Genomic DNA, 26727 nt, shown 5'->3' on the forward strand with positions numbered 1-26727 from the left:
TTGGCGTTGCCAAATCTGTATCGTCCCGCGCCCATGCTGCCGGAGCGATCCGTGCGTTATTCCGCCGCCTCCATCAGCGACTCGCCATAATGTGGGTCGTCTTCGTTGCAGAGACGATTGGTCGCGTCCCACAGCCCGTCGGGCAGGATCGGCGTGATGTTCAATTCTTTACGGATGTCCTCGATCTGCATGTCGACATATTGGCGCCAGTCGACCAGCATTATCGGGTAAGCCCAGTTGCGCCCCTGCTCCGAACCGACGAATTCCGCTTCGAGGTTGATCGCCATCGCTTGGGGATAGTGCAGCCCGTCCTTCATGATCGTCTTGGCCTTCAGGTAGAAGGCGATGCGGCTGAAGAAGGCATGCATTTCCGGGCGGAAATAGCGGGCCTTGGCGTGGAGGTTGGCGTTGATCAGCGCCACTTCGCCGCCATGGTTGGGGCCAAAGCCGGTCACCATATGCTCGATATCATGGCTTAGCGCGGTCTGGCGCAGGTAGAAAGTGAAGTCGTTCACCACCTGCACTTCCTGGAAGAATATGTCGAGCTGGTAGCCGCTGTTGACCATGAAATCACGGATCTTCTCGCCCAGCGTACCGGGCTGGCAATGTTCCAGTTCGGCGATGGTGAAGTTCGAGAGGCTGCGTTTTTCCAGCCATTCGCGGAAGCGCGGCAGGCGTGCCTTTTCGGCCTCGAACAGGCCGATCACCTGGCCCATGTCCTCAAGGTCGTGGAGGATCTGCGCCACCTCCGGGATATAGGCGGTATTGGGCAGGTCCGGCCCGTTGCGGCGCAACATTTCCTGCGCGATCAGATCACGCAGGCCTGCGTGATTGAGATAGCGCGAGGAACTGACCAGCACCGAGCTTTCGGTGGCGATGGTTTTGATATTGCCATTGAAATAGGCGCGGTCGGCATCACCGATCTGGGCATCGTTCATGGGAGTATCCTCTCTTGGTACGGCCGGCTCTGTCGGCGCGGCTGGTCGGGACGGATGGGGCTGCCTATTCGGCCGCCGCAGCAAGGGCGGCGACATCGTTGCCTGGGGACAGGAATTCGCCCGGTTTCGCGCCGGTATAGACCCCGTTTTCGAACGTCGGCACGCCGTTGACCAGTGTCAGGCGCGTCGGCATCGGCTTGCGCGTGAAGCGCCAGATCGTGCCCCCCTTGCCATCGGGCACGTCGTGCGCCTTTTCCATGTCGCGCCGCTGCACTTCGTTGAGGTTGAACACCGCAATATCGGCGCGCTTGCCCGCCGCGATCACGCCGCGATCATTGAGGCTGAAGTGATTGGCGATCTTGCCGGTCATCACATTGACCGCTTCCTCGATCGTCATGCGCTTTTCATCGCGGACATATTGCGTCAGCAACAGCGCGTTTTCGCCGCCGCCGCACAGCATCTGCAAATGCGCGCCCGCGTCCGAAATATTGCCCACGCTCTTGGGATCGCGCATCAGTTCCAGAGTCAGCTCTTCGTCCTTGGGAAAGGGCGCCATGTGCACGGTAGAGCGGATGCCGTTGATCAATATCCATTCGGCCATCGCGTCCGACCGGTGCAACCCGCGCGAGGTGGCATAGTCTTCCAGCGTGATGCCGATCGGGCCGGTGCCGTTCTCGCTGTCCAGCAGGAACAATTCCTGCGGGTTGCGCAGCGGCGAATGCGGCCATGCCTGGGTGTCCCAGCTTTCGCGCGCACGGGCGCGCCAGTCCGGATCGGCGAGCAGGCGAGCCTTCTCGGCGAAATCGTCAGCCAGCACCACTTCGTGCCACACATAGTCGTTCGACTGGGCGAAGATCAGCGACTTGATCAGGCTGAGGGTCGAGGTGGGAGATACATGGGCGAAGCCCGGCCACACATCGACCCCGGCATCGCGCATCGACTGCATGCTGGCCTGCATTTCCGGCAGGATCGGCTTCTGGAAATCGAGTGTAGGGATGCCGCCGGCGATCTGCACGCGGATCGGGCGTCCGGCGAGCAGCTTTTCCAGCCGCTTGAGGTTCGCCGGGCCGGTCATCCGCATGAATGTGTCGACGATCACCTGATAGCAGGAATGGGGATAGCGGGCCATCACGTCGAACAGCGCCTCGAACTCGGCATCATCGGCCAGCAACGAGGGGACGGGCCGGTTCTGGCCGTCATGATCGTGCATATTGTCCGACATGCCCAGCGCGCCTGCGGCCAGCGCATCGTCGAGCAGTTCGGCCATGCGTGCGATTTCCTCGGGCGTCGCGGCGCGGTCCCACGCCTCCACGCCCATCGCGGCCAGACGGATGGCGATGTGGCCGACATAGGCGGCATAATTTAGCGGCACGCGCACATTGCGTTCCACCGACGCGCGATATTCCGACCATGTGTTCCAGTCCCACGGCAGGTTCTGGATGAACGGACCTTCGGGAATGTCCTCGAAGAACGAAAAGATGCCGATCATCTCGCGCTGGGCGGGCATATATTTGTGCAGCGGCGCGGGCGAAAAGCCGCAATTGCCCATGATCATCGTCGTCGCGCCATAGCCCGGGAGGGGATCGAGGTCGGGCTGCCACCACATCGTGCCGTCATAATGGGTGTGGCTTTCGATGAAGCCGGGGGTGACATAGCAATCGGTCGCATCGAACTCCCGTTCGCCCTGCGGCGTCAGATCGGGCGCCACCTCCACGATCTTGCCCTCGCGCAAACGCACGTCAGCCTTGAAGGCGGGGGCGCCGGTGCCATCGACCACGGTGCCGTTCCGGATCAGCATATCGTTCATTGGTGTCCTTCTCCCAATTGGCTGTTCTTGTCGTGACGCGTTCTTGCTGCACGTCATGTTGCGGAGTGCAGCATAGGCCGGGGGCGGATTCGGTTGAAATCTGCGCTTGCCAATCGGATCATTTAACGATCTCTTGCGGATCACCATGCGACACGAATCCACAAGTGCCGGTATGCTGGCAGTGCTGCGCCGCCACTTGCGGCAAGAGGGGTGGACCTCGGCGCGGCTCGCCCACGATCTTGCCATCGGCGAAGCGACCGCGAAGCGCTGGCTGGCGGGCAAGGGATTGACGCTGGACCGGCTGGAACGCCTGGCGGCTCTTGCCGGGTTGACCATCGCCGATCTCGCGCGCGAAGCTGAGGAGGCACCGCAGGGTCTCGCGCACGAACTGACGCTGGCGCAGGAACGCGCGCTTTCTACCGATATTTTCCTGTCGTTCCTGTTCATGGCGATTCTCGGAGGGATTCAGCCCGATGAGGTCATGGCCGATTTTGCGCTGCCGCCGCGCATGATGGAAATCGCGCTGCTCAAGCTGGAGCGACTCGCGCTGATCGACCGGCTGCGCAGCGGACGGGCAAGGGCGCTGGTCGATCGCGCGCTGGTGTTTCGCAAAACGCCGCTGCGCGCTCTATTCGAGCATCAGATGAAATATTCGTTTTTCGAACTTGATTATGCGGCGCTCGAAACCCACTACGCGGCCGAAGTGGTCAAGCTGTCCGATGTTGGCGCCGCACAACTGGCCGAACTGATCGAGAAGTTTCGTGGTGAGGTGCAGGCGCTGTCGGACCGCGACCGTGAGACGACACTGCTTCCCCGCACATGGTATGGCGTATTGGGCGTGATGCGCGATCTCGACCTGTCGTCGGTCCGTGATGCCGGATGGCAGGCGGGGTCATAAACCCGATGGTTATTTGTCCGGACGACAGATCTGCCGGGGGGCTGGATCAGCATGATCGACACTGCGGCCTGCGCAGATGTGACATTGGCGGTGGGGGGCCTCGACGGGTTGAGCGAAGCGCCATCTCCCGGTAACGGCGGCTCGCGCCCCTTGCAGGATTTATGACCGATGACGCATGACTATATCCTCACTTTGTCCTGCCAGGACCGCCCCGGACTGGTCGCGGCCGTCAGCGCGCTGTTGTTCGCCCAGGGTGGGAATATCCTTGAGGCGCAGCAGTTTGACGATCGCGAAACCGGCCTGTTCTTCATGCGCGTCGTCTTCGCGACCGACCAGTCGCGTGACGCGCTGGAGGCGGCGATCGGCGGCCTTGCCGATCAACATCAGATGATCTGCCGTCTGCGCGCCGCACAGGAGCGACAGAAGGTACTGATCCTGGTGTCGAAGTTCGACCATTGTCTTGGCGACCTTCTCTATCGCACCCGCATCGGCGAACTGAATATGGAAGTGGTCGGCATCGCCTCCAATCACCCGTTCAGCGCCCACAATCCCGGCCTGATCGGCGACGCGCCCTTTCACCACCTGCCCGTTACCCCGGACACCAAGCAGGCGCAGGAAGCGCAGATCAAGGCGCTGGTGGAGGCAAGCAGCGCCGATCTTGTCATCCTCGCCCGCTATATGCAGATATTGTCGGACGACCTCGCCGCCTTCCTTTCAGGCCGTTGCATCAATATCCACCACAGCTTCCTGCCGGGCTTCAAGGGCGCGAAACCCTATCATCAGGCCCATGCGCGCGGCGTGAAGATGATCGGCGCGACCGCTCATTATGTCACCAGCGACCTCGACGAAGGCCCGATCATCCATCAGGATGTCGAAGCGATCAGCCATGCGGATGCGCCGGAGAATCTGGTCGCCAAGGGTCGCAACATTGAACAACGCGTCCTCGCCCGAGCGGTTCTCTATCACTTGCAGGAACGCGTGCTCATCAACGGCGGCAAGACGGTGGTGTTCAGGGACTAAACCCTAATGATTGTGCCGCGGCGTCTTATTGGCGATCCCGCGATATTTCACCGCCATTTCCAGCACCGCGCCATCGGCCATCTGCCCGGTCTTCTCGCGGAACAGCTCTTCCCACGGCGTATTGCTGACAGGCGCCTCGACCGGCGTTTCCACCTTGCGCCGCGCGATCTCGTCTGCGTTCACCAGTGCGTTGCATGCCCCCCGGTTGATGTCGATGCGGATCATGTCCCCGGTCCGCAGCCATGAAAGCCCGCCTCCCGCGGCGCTTTCGGGCGAGCAGTTGAGGATGGAGGGGCTGTCCGACGTCCCCGACTGCCGCCCGTCGCCCAATGTGGGCAGCCACTGGATGCCCTGCTGGATCAACGCATCTGGCGGCTGCATGTTGACGACCTCCGCCGACCCCGGCCAGCCGATCGGCCCCGCGCCGCGCATTACCAATATGCAATCAGCGTCGATGGCGAGCGAAGGATCGTTGATCCGGTGATGATAGTCATCGCCGCCCTCGAACACGATCGCCCGCGCCTCGAACACGCCTTCCGAACCGGGGCGCGACAGATAGCGGTCGCGAAACTCCTCGCTGATAACCGAGGTTTTCATGATGCCGAAATCGAACAGATTGCCCGCCAGCACCAGGAGCCCGGCCTTTTCGCGCAGTGGCTCTGCAAAGGGGCGGATGACCTCGCGGTCCTTCGCCTCGCGCCCACTCAGAGTATCGGCCAGCGTCCTGCCCGTCACCGTCAGGCAATCGGCGTCCAGCACGCCCGCCTGCATCAATTTCCACATCACCGAAGGGACGCCGCCCGCCCGGTGAAACCGCTCGCCCAGGAAACGCCCGGCGGGCTGCATGTCCACGATCAGCGGCAGGTCATAGCCATGGGTCGTCCAGTCGGAGGCATTGATCTCCACCCCGGCATGACGCGCCATCGCCATCACATGCGGTTGCGCGTTGCTTGACCCGCCGATCGCGCTGACGACGCGAATGGCGTTCAGGAAGCTCTCGCGCGTCAGGATGTGCGAGGGGCGCAGATCCTCCCGTGCCATCTCCACGATCCGGCGGCCCGTTTCATAGGCCATCTGGCCGCGCTCGCGATAAGGAGCGGGAATGGCGGCGCAACCGGGCAGGGACAGCCCCAGTGCTTCGGCCACCGCATTCATCGTCGACGCCGTGCCCATGGTGTTGCAATGGCCCGCCGATGGCGCGCTGTCGCAGGCGCGTTCCAGAAACTCCTCCTCGCTGATCTCGCCCGCCGCCAGTTTCCGGCGGCTGCGCCAGATCACCGTGCCCGATCCCACCAGTTCGCCCTCATGCCAGCCATCCAGCATCGGCCCGCCCGACAGGACGATCGCGGGAATATCAACGGTGGAGGCGGCCATGATTCCCGATGGCGTCGTCTTGTCGCAGCCGGTGGTCAGCACCACCGCGTCGATCGGATAGCCGTACAGCAGCTCGACCAGCCCCAGATAGGCCAGATTCCGGTCCAGCGCGGCGGTAGGCCGACGGCAATTTTCAAAGATCGGATGGACCGGAAATTCCATCGCGATTCCGCCCGCATCCCGTATCCCGTCGCGCACCCGCTTGGCGAGGTCGACATGGATACGGTTGCAGGGGGACAGGTCGCTGCCCGTCTGGGCAATGCCGATGATCGGACGCCCCGACCGCGATTCCGCCGGGGTGATTCCGTAATTCATGAAGCGCTCCAGATAGAGCGCCACCATGTCGGACCGGGCGGGGTCGGCGAACCAGTCCTGCGACCGGAACCGCCGACCAGACGGAGAGGGGGCGGGGGTAGGGGCGTCCGTCATGCTTTACTCCGTCAAGACAGCTTCAACACGCCATCGACGCGCTCAGGCAGGGTCCAGGGATTGCCGTCTGCAATCGCGGCAGGCACCAGCGATGCTGGCAGCGCCTGATAGCTGACCGGGCGCAGGAAGCGCTCGATCGCCTTCGCGCCGACCGAGGTGGTGCGCCCGTCGGAGGTCGCCGGGAACGGCCCGCCATGGACCATTGCGTGGCACACCTCGACACCGGTGGGCCAGCCATTGGCCAGAATACGACCGACCTTGCGCTCCAGCACGGGCAGGATCTGCGCGGCCAGCGGCTCGTCCTCGGCGTCCAGCAGGATTGTCGCGGTCAACTGGCCTTCCAGCGATGCGATGACGCTCCTGGCCTCGTCCATGTCCTTGACCGTCACGACGATCGAGGAGGAGCCGAACACCTCATGGCCCAGCGCCTTGTCAGCCAGGAACTGCGCAGCGCTCGTCTTGAACAGCGCGCCCTGTGCCTGATTGACGCCTTCGCCAGCCACGCCGCGCGCCACTTGCGTCACGTCATTGTGCGCCGCCAGCGCGGCCACGCCCTTCTCATACGCATCATGGATGGCGGGAGTCAGCATCTGCGCCGCGGCGCTCCCCGTCAGCGCTTCGCCAGCCGCTGCCAGGAACGCATCGAGGTCCGGGCCGTCGATCGCGATCAGCAGGCCGGGATTGGTGCAGAACTGCCCCGCGCCCATGGTCAGCGACCCGATGAATGCAGGCGCCAGCGCCGCGCCGCGCGCTTTCAGGGCGGCGGGGAACAGGATGACCGGGTTGATGCTGCTCATCTCGGCATAGACCGGGATCGGTTCGGCGCGTTGCGCAGCAATCCGCATCAGCGCCAGACCACCGCCGCGCGATCCGGTAAAGCCCACCGCCTTGATCCGTGGATCGGCGACCAGCGCACCGCCCAACTCGTTGCTGGTGCCGGGCAGGTAGGAGAAGACGCCCTCTGGCAGACCGCAGGCGGCAACCGCGCGCTGGATGGCGCGGGCGACCAGTTCGCCAGTGCCCGGATGCGCCGGATGCCCCTTCACCACCACCGGCGAACCAGCGGCCAGCGCCGAGGCCGTGTCACCCCCTGCGACCGAGAAGGCGAGAGGGAAGTTGCTCGCACCAAATACCGCGACCGGGCCTACGGAGATATTGCGCAGGCGAATGTCGGGGCGGGGCAGGGGCTGGCGATCGGGCTGGGCGGGGTCGATTGTCCGCGCGGCCCAGCTCCCTTCGCGCAGCACGGTGGCGAACAGCTTCAACTGCCCGGTCGTCCGCCCCCGTTCCCCTTCAAGGCGCGCACGGGGCAGGCCGCTTTCGGCCATGGCGCGCACGATCAGATCGTCGCCGATCGCGACGATTTCGTCCGCGATCTTTTCCAGAAAGGCTGCCCGATCGGCGGGCGCCAGGTCGGCAAAGGGGATGGCGGCGGCGTCGGCCAGCGCGCACGCCTGTTCGACCGAGTCGGTCCCGGCGCTGCTGAAGCTGGTGTCCAGAGCCTTGCCCGTGGACGGATCGACCGCATCGAACCGGCTGTCGCCCTGCGCTTCGCTCGCGCCGATGAGGATTGCGCCATTGATCATGTCGTCACCTTATGTCTGATGGTCTGAAATATCGGATCGGCCGTGGCCGCGGAACCCATATAGGGTGCGCAGCCCGAGTCCTCCATGCTAATTGTCGGACTAAATGATGCGGGCGACGCGAAGCTGCCTGTTGGCGCCATGGCTGATCGCAAACACTTCACACCTGCATCCTCCAGCCCGGCTGCAATCCGCTTGGCGCGAACCCTCTTGACAGCACAGCGTCATCCGTGTTGGTAGCGCTATCAAAGAGACGTGTCGAGTAGGAGTTGAGGATGCCGGGGGATTTTTCCTTTGTGAGCGATTTGCCGTCCGATTGGCGGGCAGGGCGCTTTGTGGGGCGGGTGCTGACGCAGCATGGGCCAAGCCCCATGCTGATCGTTGACGGCATCGCCCACGACATGGCGCGCGTCGCCCCCACGGTCGCCCAGTTGATGGACCAGCTTCCCCTCGATCCTGCCGATGGCATCATCCTTGGTCCGCTCGACAGCCTCGCCCTGCCGCTGCTCAGCCCCGTCGACCTGCAATGCATCAAGGCGTGTGGCGTGACCTTCGCCCTCTCGGCCATCGAACGGGTGATCGAGGAGCGCGCGCGCGGCGACGCAGGCGCGGCAGCGGACATTCGCGGACGGCTGGAGGAGCGTGTCGGTAGCTCGATCCGCGCCGTGGTTCCCGGCTCGCCCGAGGCGGCTGCGCTGAAAGCCGCGTTGATCGAGGACGGCCTCTGGTCGCAATATCTGGAGGTTGCGATCGGCCCGGATGCAGAAGTCTTTACCAAGGCTCCGGTGCTTTCCACCGTTGGCGCGGGCGCCCTGATCGGCATCCGCTCCGATTCCACCTGGAACAACCCCGAACCCGAAATCGTGCTGATCGTCGATTCTCGTGGGCAAGCGGTTGGCGCGACGCTGGGCAATGACGTCAACCTGCGCGATTTTGAAGGGCGCTCGGCCCTGTTGCTGGGCAAGGCGAAGGACAATAATGCCTCCTGCGCGCTTGGGCCGCTGATCCGTCTGTTCGACAATGGCTATACGATCGATGATGTGCGCAATGCGGACGTGACGCTGACCATCGACGGGCCGGAGGGCTATCGCCTCGAGGGCATCAGCGCGATGAACCAGATCAGCCGCGATCCGCTGGACCTCGTTCGCCAGACGCTCAGCGAACATCACTATCCCGACGGCTTCGTCCTGTTTCTGGGCACGCTCTTTGCCCCCGTGCAGGATCGTGACGATCCGGGGCGGGGCTTCACCCACAAGGTCGGCGACGTGGTGACGATCGCCACCCCGCGCCTCGGCCGCCTCACCAATCAGGTCACGACCTCCAAGGAGGCACCACCCTGGACGATGGGCCTTGGCGCCTTCATGGACAATCTCGCGCAGCGGGGCCTGCTCGCTCAGAAGGTGGATGCATGAGCGGTCGCGCTATCTATCCCAGCCTTGCCGGCAAGCGGGTTTTCATCAGCGGTGGTGGCAGCGGCATCGGCGAAGGACTGGTCGAGGGTTTCGTCACGCAGGGCGCAAAGGTCGCCTTCTGCGACATCCTGGATGCGGCTGGCCGGGCCGTGGTCGATCGCCTGACTGCGGCTGCTGCTCACACTCCGCTCTTCTACCCCTGCGACCTGCGCGACATCGCCGCCGTACAGGCGATGCTGGTCGAGGCCGAAAGCGCGCTGGGCGGCATCGACATCCTCGTCAACAATGCGGCCAATGACGATCGCCACAGGGTCGAGGACGTCACGCTCGATTATTGGGAAGAGCGGATGGCGGTGAACCTGCGCCATCTCTTTTTCGCAGCGCAGGCGGTTGTCCCCGCACTCAAGCGCGCGGGCGGCGGCGTCATCCTCAATTTCGGGTCGATAAGCTGGCATCTGGGCCTGCCCGAACTGGTCCTCTACCAGACGGCCAAGGCGGGTATCGAGGGGCTGACGCGCGGTCTCGCCCGTGAACTGGGCCGCGACAACATCCGCGTCAACACCATCGTGCCGGGCAATGTAAAGACACCCCGCCAGGAAAAATGGTACACGCCGGAGGGGGAGGCGGAGATTGTCGCTGCCCAGTGCCTCGATGGCCGCATCGCCCCGGCGGACGTTGCCGCGCTGGCGCTGTTCCTTGCTTCGGACGACGCGCAAATGTGTACCGGCCATGATTATTTCGTCGATGCAGGCTGGCGCTGAGGCCATGAGCCACGGTCCCCAGAGCCTCCTCAGCCTTCGCGCGACATTGGGTGAGGGGCCGGTCTGGGTCGCGCGCGATGCCGCGCTCTGGTTTGTGGACATCAAGGCGCCTGCCATCCACCGTTTCGATCCCGCGCTGGAAAGCCTGCAAAGCTGGACCGCCCCCGCGCAGGTCGGCTGGATCGTCCCAAGCGCCGACGGCCTGTTCCTTGTCGGCCTCCAGACCGGCATCCACCGCTTCGATCCTGCGCGCGGCAGCTTCACATTGGTCCATGCGCCTGAAGCCGATCGGCCCGGCAATCGCCTGAACGATGCGACCGTCGATGGGCAGGGGCACATCTGGTTTGGATCGATGGATGACGCGGAAGCGGCTGACACCGGACGCATCTATCGCTTTGACGACGCGGGTTGCACCGACGGTGGCTTCGCCCCGATCTGCATCACCAATGGCCCCGCTTTCTCGCCCGATGGCGGCATCCTTTATCACACCGACACGCTGGGCCGCACACTCTGGCAAAGCCGGGTGGAGGAGGGGCGCGTTCTTCACGACACCCGGCTGTTCACGATGATAGAGGACGGCGCGGGCTATCCCGATGGTCCCACCGTCGATGCGGAAGGCTGCGTCTGGACCGGGCTGTTCGCGGGCTGGGGCGTGCGGCGCTACGATCCGAATGGCAGGCTGATGGAAACTATTGCCTTTCCGGTGGCAAATGTGACCAAGATTGCTTTTGGCGGGGACGATCTGGCAACTGCCTACGCCACTTCGGCGGCCAAGGGACTGTCGAAGGAAGCCTTGACGGCGCAACCGCTCGCGGGCGACTTGTTCGCCTTTGATCCGGGGGTGCGCGGTTTGCCGGGCGTGATCGCAACAGCATAAAGAAAGAGGGACGGGAATGATGCAGCAGGAGGGGAGCGCCGGACAGGTCAATATGGGCTTCATCGCCGCAATCGTGGCGGTCGCCACGATCGGCGGGTTCATGTTCGGCTATGATTCGGGCGTTATCAACGGTACGCAAAAGGGGCTTGAGGCCGCTTTCGACCTGGGCAAGCTGGGTATCGGCGTCAATGTCGGCGCGATTCTGGTTGGTTCGTCGATCGGCGCATTCGGCGCGGGCCGCCTGTCGGACGGCATTGGTCGTCGCGGCGTGATGATGCTGGCGGCCATACTGTTCCTCGTCAGCGCGCTGGTCGCAGGTGCGGCGGGTTCCTCCGCCATCTTTATCATCGCCCGCATCATCGGCGGTCTTGGCGTCGGCGCGGCCAGCGTCATCTCGCCCGTCTATATTTCCGAAGTCACCCCCGCCGCCGTGCGTGGCCGCCTGTCCAGCGTTCAGCAAGTGATGATCATCACCGGCCTCACCGGCGCCTTCGTCGCCAACTTCACCCTTGCCCGCTATGCGGGTGGATCGACCGCAATCCTGTGGTTCGGCTACGAAGCATGGCGCTGGATGTTCTGGCTTCAGGCGATCCCCGCCGCCATCTACTTCCTCGCCCTTTTGGTGATCCCCGAAAGCCCCCGTTACCTCGTCGCGCGTGGCCGCGATGCAGAGGCGCAGGTCGTGCTCACCCGCCTGTTCGGCGCACAGGAAGCCACGCGCAAGGTGGCGGAAATCCGCGCCAGCCTGGCCGCCGACCACCACCGGCCCAAATTGTCGGACCTCATCAGCAAGACGACCGGCAAGATCCGCCCGATCGTCTGGACCGGCATCGGCCTTGCCGTCTTCCAGCAACTGGTCGGCATTAACGTCGTCTTCTATTATGGCGCAACGCTGTGGGAGGCGGTCGGCTTTTCCGAGGATAACGCGCTTCAGATCAACATCCTCTCGGGCGCATTATCGATCGGCGCCTGCCTCGCCACCATAGCTTTGGTCGACCGTATCGGCCGCAAACCGCTGCTGCTGATCGGCTCGGCGGGTATGGCGCTGACACTGGCCGTCGTCGCCTGGGCCTTCTCTACCGCCATTACCGGCGCGGACGGCGCGGTCAGTCTGCCCGGCCATAACGGCCTGATCGCACTGGTCGCTGCCAACCTCTATGTGATCTTCTTCAACATGAGCTGGGGTCCGATCATGTGGGTCATGCTGGGCGAGATGTTCCCCAACCAGATCCGTGGCTCAGGGCTGGCCGTCGCGGGCTTTGCCCAGTGGATTGCCAACGCGGCCATCTCCGTCACCTTCCCCGCTCTGACCGTGTCGCCGGGGCTGGCGATCACCTATATGGGCTATGCGGCCTTCGCGCTTATCAGCTTCTTCTTCGTTCGCGCCATGGTGCATGAGACGAAAGGCCGTGAGCTGGAGGATATGCAGGGCTGATCACTTGAGGCCACCCCCAAAAGAAGGCGCGGAAACGTTGGTTTCCGCGCCTTCTTATCCCTGCCGGGGCCGCTTCCTCGGCGCCGCATCCGACTGTCGCCGCACCAGTTGATAGTCCAGCAGCATATGGTTCGGCTCGCCAGCCTTTCCGCCGCGCGCACGTAGTTGCCGCACCAGCAGATCGACGGCTGCCCGCGACATGTCGCTGATCGGCTGGTGGATGGTCGTCAGTTCCGGCCAGATGGTGGTGGCCAGCGGTGTATCGTCAAAACCGCAGACGGTCAGATCGCCCGGCACATCCAGCCCGCGCCGGTGCGCCACCGCGACGGTCGCCGCTGCCATATCGTCATTGCTCGCAAAGATCGCGGTGGGCGGGACGGGCAGATCGAGTATCTTCTCCGCCGCGTCCAGACCGGATCGGTAGGTGAAATAGCCCTGCTCGATCAATATAATCTCGGCCGCAATCCCCGCTTCGGCCAGCGCGGCTGCATAGCCCTCGAACCGCCGGTCGCTCGCGCTCTGGTCGGGATTGCCCTTGATGAACCCGATGCGCTGATGGCCCAGCGCGATCAGGTGGCGCGTCATCGCATAGGCGGCATCATGATCGTCGATGCTCACGGCGGAAATATCCTTGGGCGGCTGCCCGCTTGCCACTACGATCGTCGGGATGGACGCGGCCCTCAACGCCTCCAGCATCTCTTCCGAATCGCATAAGGGCGGCGGCAGGACGATGCCGTCGATCCGGCCGCGTTGCAGATGCTTGACCACCATCTCGACCGACATGTCGTCGGCGAATTTCTCGACCACGATATGCACGTTGCTGCGGCTCGCCTGATCCAGGCTGCCCATCAGAAATTCGGACAGATAGGAAGAGGATGGGTTGGAATAGAGCAGGCCGATTCGCGTTTCTTCACCTCCCGCCAGACTACGCGCGGCGGCGCTGGGTGCATAGTTGAGCGCCGCGATCGCCTTTTCCACCTTCTCGCGCGTCGCTGCGCGCACGACCTGCTCGCCATTGATGACGCGCGACACTGTCATCGGCGATACGCCTGCCTGTTTGGCGACGTCGTTGATCGTCGGCACATTGCGCTGCCGCCGTGAAACACGATTTTCCATTATTGCAAAGCGCCCCTTGCGCTGTCGATCGGACATGTCATCGTTGAAATGGTAACGGAACCAGAAACAAATACTAAAGGAAAAAGGAGGGGAGGGGCATGAAGCTTCCTGTTTACGCGTCCGCCATACTGCTGGCAACGATCGCCGCGCCGGTCAATGTGTGCGCACAACAGTCATCCGAACCGGCCGCCCAGCCCGCAGCAGCCAAACCCGCGCCCTATGTGAAAGACCCGCGCAACTGGCCTACACCGGTTATGGACAGTGTAGCCCCGACACTCCCCGCGATGAAGGGCCGGGACGCGATCCTCATCTTTTCCAAGACCAACGGCTTTCGCGACGACCCCCAGATTCGCGCTGCCGCTAAGGCGATCGAGGAGTTGGGCAAGGCGCGCGACCGACAGGTGATCGTCACGGAAAATGCGGCGATCTTCAACCCGCGCCAGCTCAAATTCTTTGGCACGATCGTCTTCAACAGCACGAGCGGCAATATCTTCACCGACGATCAGCGGGTGGCGTTCAAAGGCTGGCTGGAAAAGGGCGGGGGCCTCGTCGCGCTGCATGGTGCGGGCGGTGACGGGCGCTATGACTGGCGCTGGTGGGTCGACACCGTGCTGGGCGCGCAGTTCATCGGTCACACCGCGCGGCCCAAACAGTTTCAGGACGCGACCATGAAGATTGCTGTCCCCGATCATCCGGCAATGGCGGGCCTGCCGACCGACTGGCGGCGCAACGACGAATGGTATGCGTTCAAGGCCGCGCCGACCGGCCAGAAGACCCAGATCCTCGCCACGCTGGACGAGCAAAGCTACGATCCCCCCTCGTCCCAGCGCATGGGTGTTCATCCGATCATCTGGACCCGCTGCATAGGCCGAGGCCGCGTCTTCTTCTCCGCGCTGGGGCACAAGGCTGAAACCTACAGCGAACCGCTGCACTTGCGCCTGATCGACAATGCGATCGGCTGGGCAGGGGAGGCACGGCGCAAGGGCTGTTAGGAGCGTCCTGCTTACAGGCCAAAAGGTCATAACTGGCCATGCGACCAATGTCCGCGATGCCCTACGACGCAGCTTGAAATTTGGCTGGCTACAGGAGGCATAGGTGCAGATCGCGGTTTTGACGTTCGACGGGTTCAATGAACTGGATTCGTTTGTCGCGGCGGCCATCCTCAATCGCATGAAGGCCAAGGGCTGGGCGGCCTATATCACCTCGCCCACTGAGCAGGTGACGTCGATGAACGGCGTCACGGTTCAGCGCCAACGCCCGCTCGAATTTGCAGGCGAAGCCGATGCCGTTCTGATCGGCAGCGGTGTCAGGACTCGTGACATCGCTGCCGATAAGGACCTGTTGTCGAGGATCAGGCTCGATCCCTCACGCCAACTCGTTGCCGCGCAATGTTCCGGAACGCTCCTGCTGGCAAGGCTGGGCCTGTTGGGCGATCTGCCCGCCTGTACCGACCTGACCACAAAGCCGTGGGTGCTCGAGGCGGGCGTCAACGTCATTGATGCGCCCTTTGTCGCGCATGACAATGTCGCAACGGCGGGCGGTTGCCTTGCCTCGCAGTATCTGGCGGCCTGGATCATCGCGCGCGGGGCCTCCCGGCGCGACGCCGAGGAGGCCATCCATTATGTCGCGCCGGTTGGGGAGAAGGCGTTGTATGTCGATCGCGCCCTGTCGGTCATCATGCCCCATATTGCCCATGCAGAGTGCGCAGCCATTTCCTAACGCTCACTTCGGATTGCCCGGCGCGTAGGACAAGCTCTGCGCCTTGTACCAGTCCAGCGGATGGGCGGGCGGCGCGGCGCTTGCGGGCAGGGGACGTTTCGTGATCGATTGGAAATAGGCGAGACACGCATCCCGCCACCATGTCGCATCGCGCTTCTGGATCACCAGAAACGCCTGTGTCTGGGCGAAGCGCTCGGCATCCACCTGACCGCGCAGGGCATCCCATGTCGCCTGCATCTCGCTTACCGATGCCACGCCCGCATCATAATGATGCACCAGCGCGTCCCACAGCGTCTCCCCCGATGACAACCGCTCGTCCCACCCGACATGATGGAACCACAGCAAATCGCGCTCCGGCGTCGTCTTCGGATCGGCCAACTTCCGGGCGAGGGCAGGGGCATATTGCGCGACCGCATTGCTCCCCGTCTTCGTCCGGTCAAAGCCGATGCCGCTGGCGTCTGCGCGATGATAATAGACCGGGTTCCATTCCGGCCGCGCCAGTTCCGACACCCAGGGCGCGGGGCCATAATGATGGCCTGTCGCCATGATGTGCGCCAGCCCCAGCGGTGTCATATAATTGACCGCCGCTTCGCGCGATCCCATCATCATCGCCACCACCGGATCGACCAGCGCGGGCGCGGGCGAGAAGGTCTGTGCCGTCCATTCCTTTGCAACAGCCTGCGCCGTCAGGTCGGGATTCCAAGCCATTCGTCCGAACGCATACCAGTCCGCCTGATTGAAGACCGACCCGCTCCAGTCGCGATCCGCGCCGATATTGGCGACGCCCGCAATGCCGGTCAGCCTGTGGCCCTCCAGCGACCCGTCGATGACCTTTGCCACCGTCGATCCCTTGCCCTTCGCCATCGTGTCGGCCTTCAGCACTTCTTCGAACAACGGTCCCAAATAGGTGAGGTGCGTCTGCTGTCCCAGATATTCCTTGGTGATCTGGAACTCCATCATCAGCGGGGTCTTCGGCATCGCTCCGAACAGCGGATGAAAGGGTTCGCGCGGCTGAAAGTCGATCGCGCCATTCTTCACCTGAACGATCACATTGTCGGCAAATTGCCCGTCCAACGGCTTGAAGTCGGCATAGGCCTGTTTCGCACGATCGTCGGGATTGTCATGGGCATAGACGAAGGCTCGCCACATCACGATCCCGCCATGCGATTGCACCGCAGCGGCCAGCATGTTCGCGCCATCGGCATGGGTGCGCTTATAATCCTGTGGTCCCGGCTGCCCCTCGCTATTGGCCTTCACCAGAAAGCCGCCAAAGTCGGGGATCGCGGCATAAATTTCGTCCGCCTTCGCCTTCCACCAGGCGGCGACCTGCGGATCGAGCGGATCGGCGGTCTTCAGTTCCCCCAATTCCATCGGCGCGGTCCATTTGACCGAGAGGTAGACTTTGATCCCATAGGGGCGGAATACACCGGCCAGTGCCGCCGCCTTGGCGATATAGGGCGCGGTCAGGCTGTCCGACTTGGCATTTACATTGTTGAGGACGGTGCCGTTGATCCCGATCGAGGCATTGGCCCGCGCATAGTCCGTATAGCGCGGTCCCTTCCACTCCGGCAGCGTCCACCAGTCCCAGATCGAATCGCCCGCATAGCCGCGCTCCACGGTGCCATCCAGATTGTCCCAATGGTTGAGCAGCCGCAGCCCGATGCGCGGGCTTTCGCGAATCTTCAGCGCATCCAGCGGCGCGCCTGTCGCGGCCAGCCGCAGATAGTGGAACACGCCATAAAGCAATCCCCTGTCTGCATTGGCGGCGATTACCGTTACCCCCTTGCCGTCGATCGTGGTGGTCCGAATCGCATAGCCTTCCGCGCCCAGCGGCTTGAGGTCGAGCGAGAAGCGGGCGAGGGCGGGCGACTCGGTGGTTGCCAGCAGGATCGCGCCCTCGTCCGGCGCGCTCGCAACGGCAGGCGCCTCCCCGGTCATGCCCGTCAGCCCGCGCGTCAGTTCCTCAAGGGCGGCGCGTGCGGTGGGTGATGTGCCGGGCGCAACGATGGACCGGGCATGGCCTGAAAGCCCGCTCAACGCCGGGCCTTCCGCCCGTGGATAGCGCAGCCACAGGTCATAGCCGTCCTCGGCCTGCGCGCTGGGCGTGCCCGTCAGCAAAATCAGCGCAATGATGCAGCAAAACAGGCGCATCGCCATCGGCGTCCCTCTCCCGGTCTGGTCGATCAATGCCGACAGACGGGCATTGACAACATCTTCTTGTCCAGCAATGGTAACGCTATCACTGGAGCGACAGCAACTTAAAAAATGTCGCCAATTCATATTTTGTAAAAGGAGGGGTGTCGTGTTTCGGTCCTGCCATGGTCTTGCCGCTGTTTCCGTTCTGGCGCTGATCGCGTCCGCGCCCCTGGTCCCGGTCGCTGCTTATGCCGCCCCCCGCACATCCTCCACCACATCGCAAAAGCCGACCTACAAGGACGCCGCCGCCCCGATAGAGGCGCGCGTCGACGATCTCGTCTCGCGCATGACGCTGGAGGAAAAGGTCGCCCAGATCACCACCGTCTGGGAGGGAAAGGTCAAGATTTTCGACGCCAACCTCCAGCTTGATCCCTCCAAACTTTCCTCCACCTTCCCCGACGGCCTTGGCCACTTTACCCGTCCCTCCGACGCGAAGGGACCGGTCAGCCCCCGCGTCGCCAAGGGGCGCGACCCGCGCCAGACCGTCGAGCTGGTGAACGCGCTGCAAAAATGGGCGACGACGCAGACCCGCCTCGGCATCCCCATCCTGTTCCATGAAGAGGGGCTGCACGGCTATGCGGCCATCGGCGCGACCAGCTTCCCGCAGTCGATCGCCATGGCTTCCTCCTTCGACACCGACATGCTCCGCGACGTCAACAAGGTGATCGCCCGCGAGATTCGCTCGCGCGGCGTGTCGCTGGTCCTCTCCCCCGTGGTCGACATCGCCCGCGATCCCCGCTGGGGCCGGATCGAGGAAACCTATGGCGAAGATCCCTATCTGGTCGGCGAAATGGGCGTCGCAGCGGTGGAAGGCCTCCAGGGAGAAGGCCGCAGCCGCACCCTCGCCCCCGGCAGGGTATTCGCCACCCTCAAGCATCTCACCGGTCACGGCCAGCCCGAAAGCGGCACCAATGTCGGCCCCGCGCCCATATCCCAGCGCGAACTGCGCGAGAATTTTTTCCCGCCCTTCGAACAGGTGGTGAAGCGTACCGGCATCGAAGCCGTCATGGCCTCCTATAATGAGATCGACGGTGTCCCCAGCCATGCCAATCGCTGGCTGCTGGAGGATGTGCTGCGCGAGGAGTGGGGCTTCCGCGGCGCGGTCGTCAGCGATTATTCCGCCGTCGACCAGTTGATGAGCATCCACCATATCGTCCCTGATCTGGAGGGCGCAGCGATCCGTGCGCTCGATGCGGGCGTGGATGCCGACTTGCCCGAAGGCCTGTCCTACGCCACGCTGACCAAGGCCGTCCGCGAAGGCCGCGTACCCGAAGCGAAAATCGACCTCGCCGTCCGCCGCATGCTGGAACTGAAATTCCGCGCTGGACTGTTCGAAAATCCCTATGCCGATGCGGCAAAATCCCTTGCGATCACCAATAATGCGGACGCCCGCGCGCTGGCGTTGAAGGCCGCGCAGCGCTCCATCACCCTGCTCAAAAATGATGGGATGCTGCCGCTCAAGGCCGAAGGGACGATCGGCGTCTTTGGTCCCAGCGCGGCGGTCGCCCGGCTCGGCGGCTATTATGGCCAGCCCTCGCACACAGTCTCGATCCTCGACGGGATCAAGGCGAAGGTCGGCACGAAGGCAAAGATCGTCTTCGCGCAGGGTGTCAACATCACCGAAAATGACGACTGGTGGGAGGATAAGGTCGTGAAATCCGATCCCGCCGCTAACCGCGCTCTGATAGCGCAGGCGGTCGAGGCCGCAAAGGGCGTGGACCGCATCGTCCTGACGCTGGGCGACACGGAGCAATCCAGCCGCGAAGGTTGGGCCGACAATCACCTTGGCGACCGCCCCAGCCTCGACCTCGTCGGTGAGCAGCAGGAGCTGTTCGATGCCTTGAAGGCGCTGGGCAAGCCGATCACCGTCGTTCTCATCAACGGTCGCCCCGCCTCTGCCGTGAAAATCTCGGAGGAAACCAACGCGTTGGTGGAAGGCTGGTATCTGGGCGAGCAGGGCGGCAACGCCATGGCGGACATTTTGTTCGGCGATGTCAATCCGGGCGGCAAGCTGCCCGTCACGATCCCACGCTCGGTCGGGCAATTGCCGATGTTCTACAATGCCAAGCCCTCGGCGCGTCGCGGCTATCTGTTCGACACCACCGCGCCGCTCTACCCTTTCGGCTATGGCCTGAGCTACACCAGCTTCGACCTGTCCGCCCCGCGCCTTTCCACGGCCCGCATGGGGGCGGGCGCGATCGTCACCGTCTCGGTCGATGTTCGCAATAGCGGCGCGCGGGAAGGGGACGAGACGGTCCAGCTCTATGTTCGCGACAAGGTCAGCTCGGTCACGCGCCCGGTCAAGGAACTGAAGGGCTTCCAGCGCATCACCCTGAAACCCGGCGAGGTTCGGACGGTCAGTTTCAAGGTCGGCCCAGAGGCACTGCAAATGTGGAACGACCAGATGCAGCGCGTCGTCGAACCCGGCGACTTCGACATCATGACCGGACCCAATTCGGTCGACCTCAAGACCGCGACGCTGACGGTGACGCCATGACCGCGCCTGCCTTTGCTCGTCGACAGGTCATGGGACTGCTCGCCTCCACCTCGATCCTCGCGGCCGCCCCGGTCGCCGCGAAAAAGGGCGGAGGCCCGCTCTACAAGGATGCGACCGCCCCCATCGACCTGCGTGTCCGTGATCTGATCGGCCGCATGACGCTGGAGGAAAAGGTGGCTCAGATCATCGCGCTCTGGGCGACCAAGGCGGAGATCATGGATGACCTGACCTTCTCCGCGACCAAGGCCAGCGACGCTTACCCCAACAGCTTCGGCCAGATCACCCGCCCGTCCGACCGTCGCGGCGCGCCCGAAGGTTCGACGCAGGCAGGGGGCACCGGCGCGCGCTGGCGCACGCCCGCCGACACGGTGTCCTTCATCACCGCCGTGCAAAAATGGGCGACGACGCAGACCCGCCTTGGCATCCCCGTCCTCTTCCACGAGGAATCATTGCACGGCTACATGGCGACGGACGCCACCATGTTCCCGATGGCGATCGGCCTGTCGGGCAGTTTCGACCGCCAACTCATGGAAGAGGTCCAGTCCGTTACCGCCCGCGAAGTCCGCGCCCGCGGCGTCCACCTCGCGCTGTCCCCGGTGGTCGACATTGCCCGCGACCCGCGCTGGGGCCGGATCGAGGAGACGTTCGGCGAAGACCCCTATCTTTGCGCGGAGATGGGCGTCGCCGCCGTGCTTGGCCTGCAAGGGCCGGGCAAGACCCTGCCCCCCGGCAAGGTCATGGCTACATTGAAGCACATGACCGGCCACGGCCAGCCCGAAAGCGGCGAGAATATCGCGCCCGCACCGATCGCCGAGCGCGATCTGCGGGAAAATTTCTTCCCGCCCTTCCGCGCCGTGGTCAAGCGCACCGGCATCGCCGCCGTCATGCCCAGCTATAACGAGATTGACGGCGTTCCCAGCCACCAGAATGTCTGGCTGCTGGGTGACATATTGCGTGGCGAATGGGGTTTCGACGGCGCGGTGGTCAGCGATTATGGCGCGGTCCACGAACTCGACACCATCCACCATGTCCAGCCTGACCTCGCTTCCTCTGCCCGCGCGGCCCTGCGCGCCGGTGTCGATTGCGAACTGCCCGACGGCCTTGGCTATCGCACGCTGGTCGATCAGGTGCGGGCCGGCACGGTGCCGGTCGAGGCGGTCGATACCGCTTGCGCTCGAATGCTCAGGCTCAAATTCCGCGCTGGCCTGTTCGAAAATCCCTGGCCGCAGAAAGACTATGACCGCCTCACCGGAAATGCCGAGGCCCGCGCGCTGGCCCTGAAAGCCGCGCATCGCTCGATCGCGCTGCTCACCAATGACGGCACGCTGCCGCTGACCCCCGGTCAGCATAAGCGGATCGCCGTCATCGGACCCAATGCCGCAATCGCGCGGCTGGGCGGCTACTCCAGCACTCCGCGTCAGGCCATCTCCCTGCTCGACGGGATCAAGACGAAGCTGGGCAACAAGGCGGAGGTTGTCCATGCGCAAGGCGTCTTCATCACCCAGAGCGAGGACCGCTCGATCGACGAAGTGCTGCTCGCCGACCCGGAAAAGAATCGCGCCCTTATCGCCGAAGCGGCCAAGGTCGCGGCCAGCGCCGACCTCATCATCCTCGCTATTGGTGACACCGAACAAACCAGCCGCGAAGGCTTTGCCAAAAACCATCTCGGCGACCGCACCAGCCTTGATCTGGTCGGTGAACAAAATGACCTGTTCGCCGCCATGAAGGCGACCGGAAAGCCGGTCGTGGTCTGCGCGATCAACGGTCGCCCGCCCAGCTATCCCACGATAGTCGAGGGCGCCAATGCCCTGCTGGAATGCTGGTATCCGGGGCAGGAAGGCGGCACCGCCATGGCTGACATCCTGTTCGGCACCGTCAATCCCGGCGCGAAACTGCCCGTCACCGTCGCCCGCGACGCCGGACAAATCCCGATTTTCTACAACCGCAAGCCATCGGCCCGCCGCGGCTATGTGTTCGAGGATATCAGCCCGCTTTTCCCCTTCGGCTACGGCCTCAGCTACACGACGTTCGACATTGGCGAACCCCGCCTTTCTTCCGCGCGTATCGGCGCGGGCGGGCAAGTGACGGTGGAGGTCGACGTCCGCAACATGGGCGCGCGGGAAGGGGATGAGGTCGTCCAACTCTATGTCCATGACCGCGTCGCCAGCGTGACCCGGCCAATCAAGGAACTGAAAGGCTTTGAGCGCGTCACCCTGAAGCCGGGCGAATCCCGCACCGTTCGCTTCACTTTAGGCCCGGATGCTTTCTCCCTCTGGGATGGGCAGATGAAAGAGGTGGTGGAATCAGGCCAATTTGATATATTGGTCGGACCACATAGTCAGAGCCTTAAATCCATCACGCTCGAAATCCTCTAGAACAGGACCCCCTCATGCCCAAGATTACCGGTGCCAAGGTCATCGTCACTTGCCCAGGCCGCAACTTCGTCACGCTGAAGATCGAGACGGACGAGGGTGTCTATGGCCTCGGCGACGCCACGCTCAACGGCCGCGAACTATCGGTTGCCAGCTATCTGACCGATCACGTCATTCCCTGCCTCATCGGCCGCGACGCGCATCGGATCGAGGATATCTGGCAGTATCTGTACAAAGGCGCCTATTGGCGTCGCGGCCCGGTGACGATGAGTGCGATCGCCGCCGTCGACACCGCACTGTGGGACATCAAGGGCAAGATTGCGGGCTTGCCCGTCTATCAGCTTCTGGGCGGCGCCAGCCGTGAGGGCGTGATGGTCTATGGTCATGCCAATGGCACCACGATTGAGGATACGATCGAGACGGCCAAAGTCTATCAGGCCGAAGGCTATAAAGCGATCCGCATCCAGTGCGGCGTGCCCGGCCTGCCGTCCACCTATGGGGTCAGCAAGGATCGCTATTTCTACGAACCTGCCGACGCCGACCTGCCGACCGAAAATGTCTGGTCGACCGAGAAATATCTGCGCGTCGTGCCCGAATTGTTCAAGGCCGCGCGGGAGGCGCTGGGCTGGGACGTGCATCTGCTGCACGATATCCACCATCGCCTGACCCCGATCGAAGCAGGCCGTCTGGGCAAGGATCTGGAGCAATATCGCCCCTTCTGGCTGGAAGATGCGACCCCTGCCGAAAATCAGGAAGCCTTCCGCCTGATCCGCCAGCACACTACCACGCCATTAGCGGTGGGGGAGATTTTCAACTCGATCCATGATTGCCGCGAACTGATCCAGAATCAGTTGATCGACTATATCCGCGCAACCGTCGTTCATGCGGGCGGCATCAGCCATCTGCGCAAGATCGCCAATCTCGCCGATCTCTATCAGGTCCGCACCGGCTGCCATGGCGCGACCGACCTGTCGCCGGTCTGCATGGCCGCCGCGCTCCATTTCGACCTGTCGATCCCCAATTTCGGCGTGCAGGAATATATGCGCCACACGCCCGAAACCGACGCCGTCTTCCCCCATGCCTATACGTTCGATCGGGGCATGATGCATCCGGGCGACAAGCCGGGTCTGGGCGTCGACATCGACGAAGTGCTGGCCGCGCAATATGATTATAAGCGCGCCTTCTTGCCCGTGAACCGTCTTGAAGACGGCACGATGTTCAACTGGTGAGTGGGAGCGTGAGCGTCGGGCAGGACGTGGTTCCCAAACCCTCCGGCAAAGTCCGCTGGATCGTCTGCGGCCTGCTCTTCGCGGCGGTGGTCCTCTCTTATGTGGACCGGCTGGTCCTGCCCACGCTCAAGCCTGACCTTCAGGCCCGTTATGGCTGGACCGAGGGCGGCTATGCCAATCTCGCCATCTGGTTCCAGGCGGCCTATGGCATTTCCTATGTCGTCTTCGGGCGGCTGATCGACCGGTTCGGCGCGCGCGTGGGCTATGCCGTCGCGGTGACGCTGTGGACCATCGGCCATGTCGCCCACATCTTCTTCACCTCGACGGCGGGGATGCTGTTGGCGCGCATACCGCTGGCGATGGGGGAGGCGGGGACGTTCCCCGCCGCCATCGCCGCCACCAATGAATGGTTCCCCAAGCGCGAACGGGCGCTCGCCATCGGCATTTTCAACGCCGGGTCCAATGTCGGCGCGATCGTCACGCCGCTGGTGGTGCCGATCATCGCGGTGACGCTTGGCTGGCGCTGGGCCTTCATCCTGACGGGCCTGCTAACGGTCTTCTGGCTTGCCGCATGGCTCGGCTTCTATCGCCGTCCCCGCGAAAAGAAGCGCCTGACTACAGAAGAACTGGCGTGGATCGAAGCCGATCCGGTCGAGCCGCAACAGCCCGTCAAATGGGCAACCCTGTTCCGCTATCGCCAGACATGGGCCTATATGCTGGGCCGCTTCCTGATCGATCCGGTCTGGTGGACCTTTCTCTTCTGGCTGCCTGATTTCTTCAACAAACAATATGGCGTGAAGATGCTGGACTTCGGCCCGCCGCTGGTCGCCGTTTATCTGCTTGCGGACGTCGGCTCGGTCGCGGGCGGCTGGACCTCCTCGCGCCTGATGGGTCGGGGCTGGACCGTCAACCGGGCGCGCAAGACCGCGATGCTCTTCTGCGCGCTCTGCGCCGTGCCCATCGCCTTTGCCACCCACGCACCGTCCATGTGGGTCGCGGTCGGCCTGATCGGCCTTGCCTGCGCCGGGCATCAAGGCTTTTCCGCCAATCTCTATGCGCTGCCGGGCGATGTCTTTCCGCGCTGGATGGCCGGGTCGGTCGTTGGCCTTGGCGGCCTCGCGGGCGCGATCGGCGGCATGTTGATGGCCAAGTTTGCAGGCGTGATCCTGGAAAGGATCGGCAGCTACGGCCCGATCTTCGCGGTTGCCTCCTGTGCCTATCTGGTCGCCCTCGCCACCATCCACCTCATCCTGCCGCGCTACCAGCAGGCAGACCCCGCTCGTCTAGAGGACCGAACCGCATGAAGCCCATCCGCCTCGCCGCCGCCCTCTCGCTGCTCGCGATCGCGATCCCCGCGCTGGCGGAAGCGCCTCGGCTGGTCAAGCAGGGCACCGCGACCCAACTCCATGTGCAGGGCAAGCCGATGCTGCTGATCGCGGGCGAACTGGGCAATAGCAGCGCGTCCAGCGCCGCCTATATGGCCCCGCACTGGCAGCGGCTGAAGGACATGCACCTCAACACCGTCCTCGCGCCGGTGGCCTGGGAATTGATCGAGCCGGTGGAGGGCCGCTATGACTGGTCCTCGGTCGATGCTCTGATCCGCGATGCCCGCGCGCATGATCTGAAACTGGTCATCCTGTGGTTCGGCGCGTGGAAGAACAGCATGTCGACCTACATCCCCGCCTGGGTGAAACGCGACACGGCTCGCTTCCCCCGCGCCCAGCAGCCCAATGGACAAGGCGTGGAAATCCTGTCCGCCATGGCCCCCGAAACGCTCAAGGCCGACGCCAAAGCCTATGCCGCGCTGATGGCGCATATCAAGGCGACCGACGACAAGCAGAATACCGTGCTGATGATGCAGGTCGAGAATGAGATCGGGATGCTCCCCGTCGCCCGCGACTATGGCCCGCTCGCCGAAGCCGCCTATCGCGGCCCGGTTGCGCCGGAACTCATGGCCTATCTCTCCACCCGCCGCGACACGCTCGTCCCGAAAATGAAGCAGCTCTGGGAAGAAAATGGCGCAAAGACGACGGGCACATGGGCGGAGGTTTTCGGCGGTGGTGACGCGGCGGAAGAAATCTTCACCGCCTGGTATTATGCCCGCTTCGCCAATGGCCTGACGGAAGCGGGCAAGGTTGCCTATCCCATGCCTATGTATGTGAATGTCGCGCTCAATCGCCCCGGCCGCCGCCCCGGCGAATATCCGAGCGGCGGCCCGCTGCCGCATCTGATCGACGTATGGAAGGCGGGCGCCCCCGCGATCGACTTTCTTGCCCCCGACATTTATTTCCCGAACTTCGTGGACATCATCGCGGGCTACAAGCGCCCCGACAATCCGCTGTTCATCCCCGAAGCCAATAATGCCGACCACCCGCAGGTGCCCGCCAACGCCCTCTATGCGATCGGCAAGCATGACGCGATCGGCTTTGGCCCTTTCTCGATCGAATCGATCGACGAAAAGCCCGGTGCGCTGGGTGAGGCCTATGACGTCCTTCGGCAGCTTTCGCCCCACATCCTTGCCGCGCAAGGGCAAGGCAGGATGTCCGCCTTCCGCCCCAAGGCGCTCTATGACGAAACCATTGTCTATGCGCCGGTGACGGAGCGAATCGGCGATTATCGCTTCACCGTCGCCTTCGCCGACATCCAGCGGCCCGTCCCCGCGCCCGACATTGCCAGCTATGGCGGCATCATCATCCAGACCGGGCCGGAAGAGTATCTGATCGCGGGGCAGGGAATCACCGTAACCATGGAGCCGGTCGGTCCCGGCGCGCCGATCGCGGGCATCGACAGCGCCTGGGAAGGGCGTTTTGACGCCAAGGGTGCCTGGGTGCCCGGTCGCCTGCTGAACGGCGACCAGACCCATCAGGGCCGCCATATCCGCCTCGCGCCCGGCGCGTTCCAGATCCAGAAGGTCAGGCTCTATCGCTACCGCTAACATCGGATAGCGTAGTCGCTGGACAGAGCGGCTTGACAGAGTGGCAAGGCCATTTTATCAAACATTATTGATAGCGCTACCAACAAGCTTACCGAAACATCCGGAAGCAGCGCTTAGGGAGAGGGACCA

Annotated in this window: 19 protein-coding genes; 13 read left to right on the forward strand and 6 right to left on the reverse strand. The window is 63.6% G+C overall.

What is annotated here, in order from left to right; translation table 11 throughout:
- Positions 1–56: 56 nt before the first annotated feature.
- Both WFR25_RS04920 and WFR25_RS04925 read right to left on the reverse strand, forming a co-directional pair.
- The gene (locus WFR25_RS04920; RefSeq protein ID WP_336969101.1) at positions 57–938 is read right to left on the reverse strand and encodes a Coq4 family protein; all 882 of its coding nucleotides are present in this window, start codon (positions 936–938) and stop codon (positions 57–59) included.
- 64 nt (positions 939–1002) lie between these two features.
- Positions 1003–2745, reverse strand: a complete 1743-nt coding sequence (locus tag WFR25_RS04925) for an N-acyl-D-amino-acid deacylase family protein (RefSeq protein WP_336969102.1) — start codon at positions 2743–2745, stop codon at positions 1003–1005.
- A 145-nt stretch (positions 2746–2890) separates the two neighbouring features.
- On the opposite strand from WFR25_RS04925, the gene WFR25_RS04930 reads away from it, so the two are divergent.
- The gene (locus tag WFR25_RS04930; protein WP_336969105.1) at positions 2891–3643 is read left to right on the forward strand and encodes a helix-turn-helix domain-containing protein; all 753 of its coding nucleotides are present in this window, start codon (positions 2891–2893) and stop codon (positions 3641–3643) included.
- A 168-nt stretch (positions 3644–3811) separates the two neighbouring features.
- Complete coding sequence (gene purU, locus WFR25_RS04935) at positions 3812–4663, forward strand: formyltetrahydrofolate deformylase (RefSeq protein ID WP_336969107.1); 852 nt, start codon at positions 3812–3814, stop codon at positions 4661–4663.
- 3 nt (positions 4664–4666) lie between these two features.
- Here purU and WFR25_RS04940 read toward each other — a convergent pair whose 3' ends face one another.
- Positions 4667–6466, reverse strand: coding sequence for an IlvD/Edd family dehydratase (locus WFR25_RS04940; RefSeq protein WP_336969110.1), 1800 nt, complete (start codon positions 6464–6466; stop codon positions 4667–4669).
- Positions 6467–6477: 11 nt separating this feature from the next.
- Positions 6478–8052 (reverse strand): aldehyde dehydrogenase (NADP(+)), encoded by a 1575-nt coding sequence (locus tag WFR25_RS04945; RefSeq protein ID WP_336969113.1) that lies wholly within the window; start codon positions 8050–8052, stop codon positions 6478–6480.
- 272 nt (positions 8053–8324) lie between these two features.
- Between WFR25_RS04945 and WFR25_RS04950 the strand changes: the two genes are divergently transcribed.
- Genes WFR25_RS04950 through WFR25_RS04965 form a run of 4 tightly spaced genes read left to right on the forward strand, consistent with a single transcriptional unit; the run spans position 8325 to position 12534 of the window.
- Positions 8325–9461 (forward strand): fumarylacetoacetate hydrolase family protein, encoded by a 1137-nt coding sequence (locus tag WFR25_RS04950; protein WP_336969115.1) that lies wholly within the window; start codon positions 8325–8327, stop codon positions 9459–9461.
- The gene (gene xylB, locus WFR25_RS04955) at positions 9458–10222 is read left to right on the forward strand and encodes a D-xylose 1-dehydrogenase (RefSeq protein ID WP_336969118.1); all 765 of its coding nucleotides are present in this window, start codon (positions 9458–9460) and stop codon (positions 10220–10222) included. Before WFR25_RS04950 ends, xylB begins: the two co-directional genes overlap by 4 nt.
- Positions 10223–10226: 4 nt before the next feature.
- Positions 10227–11099 (forward strand): SMP-30/gluconolactonase/LRE family protein, encoded by an 873-nt coding sequence (locus tag WFR25_RS04960; protein ID WP_336969121.1) that lies wholly within the window; start codon positions 10227–10229, stop codon positions 11097–11099.
- Between the two features lie 19 nt (positions 11100–11118).
- Positions 11119–12534 (forward strand): sugar porter family MFS transporter, encoded by a 1416-nt coding sequence (locus WFR25_RS04965; RefSeq protein WP_336974693.1) that lies wholly within the window; start codon positions 11119–11121, stop codon positions 12532–12534.
- Between the two features lie 54 nt (positions 12535–12588).
- Here the strand turns inward: WFR25_RS04965 and WFR25_RS04970 are convergent, their stop codons facing one another.
- Entirely contained in the window at positions 12589–13650 is a 1062-nt protein-coding gene (locus WFR25_RS04970) for a LacI family DNA-binding transcriptional regulator (RefSeq protein WP_336969124.1), read from the reverse strand.
- A 98-nt stretch (positions 13651–13748) separates the two neighbouring features.
- On the opposite strand from WFR25_RS04970, the gene WFR25_RS04975 reads away from it, so the two are divergent.
- Both WFR25_RS04975 and WFR25_RS04980 read left to right on the forward strand, forming a co-directional pair.
- On the forward strand, positions 13749–14642 hold the full coding sequence (locus WFR25_RS04975; RefSeq protein ID WP_336969126.1) for a ThuA domain-containing protein: 894 nt from the start codon (positions 13749–13751) through the stop codon (positions 14640–14642).
- A gap of 103 nt (positions 14643–14745) precedes the next feature.
- The gene (locus WFR25_RS04980) at positions 14746–15369 is read left to right on the forward strand and encodes a DJ-1/PfpI family protein (RefSeq protein WP_336969128.1); all 624 of its coding nucleotides are present in this window, start codon (positions 14746–14748) and stop codon (positions 15367–15369) included.
- A gap of 3 nt (positions 15370–15372) precedes the next feature.
- On the opposite strand, the gene WFR25_RS04985 is transcribed toward WFR25_RS04980, so the two are convergent.
- A complete protein-coding gene (locus WFR25_RS04985) occupies positions 15373–17526 on the reverse strand; it encodes an alpha-glucuronidase family glycosyl hydrolase (RefSeq protein WP_336969130.1) in 2154 nt (717 codons plus the stop codon).
- Between the two features lie 145 nt (positions 17527–17671).
- Here WFR25_RS04985 and WFR25_RS04990 point away from each other — a divergent pair, with 145 nt between their 5' ends.
- Genes WFR25_RS04990 through WFR25_RS05010 form a run of 5 tightly spaced genes read left to right on the forward strand, consistent with a single transcriptional unit; the run spans position 17672 to position 26598 of the window.
- Positions 17672–20062, forward strand: coding sequence for a glycoside hydrolase family 3 N-terminal domain-containing protein (locus WFR25_RS04990; protein WP_419723142.1), 2391 nt, complete (start codon positions 17672–17674; stop codon positions 20060–20062).
- Positions 20059–22437, forward strand: a complete 2379-nt coding sequence (locus tag WFR25_RS04995) for a glycoside hydrolase family 3 N-terminal domain-containing protein (RefSeq protein WP_336969133.1) — start codon at positions 20059–20061, stop codon at positions 22435–22437. The genes WFR25_RS04990 and WFR25_RS04995 overlap by 4 nt, the downstream gene beginning before the upstream one ends.
- A 14-nt stretch (positions 22438–22451) precedes the next feature.
- Positions 22452–23663 (forward strand): D-mannonate dehydratase ManD, encoded by a 1212-nt coding sequence (gene manD / locus WFR25_RS05000; RefSeq protein ID WP_336969136.1) that lies wholly within the window; start codon positions 22452–22454, stop codon positions 23661–23663.
- Between the two features lie 8 nt (positions 23664–23671).
- Entirely contained in the window at positions 23672–24967 is a 1296-nt protein-coding gene (locus WFR25_RS05005) for an MFS transporter (RefSeq protein ID WP_336969138.1), read from the forward strand.
- On the forward strand, positions 24964–26598 hold the full coding sequence (locus WFR25_RS05010; protein WP_336969139.1) for a GH35 family beta-galactosidase: 1635 nt from the start codon (positions 24964–24966) through the stop codon (positions 26596–26598). Before WFR25_RS05005 ends, WFR25_RS05010 begins: the two co-directional genes overlap by 4 nt.
- The last annotated feature ends 129 nt before the right edge of the window (positions 26599–26727 follow it).

Source organism: Sphingobium aromaticiconvertens, assembly GCF_037154075.1.
Taxonomy (GTDB): Bacteria; Pseudomonadota; Alphaproteobacteria; order Sphingomonadales; family Sphingomonadaceae; genus Sphingobium; species Sphingobium aromaticiconvertens.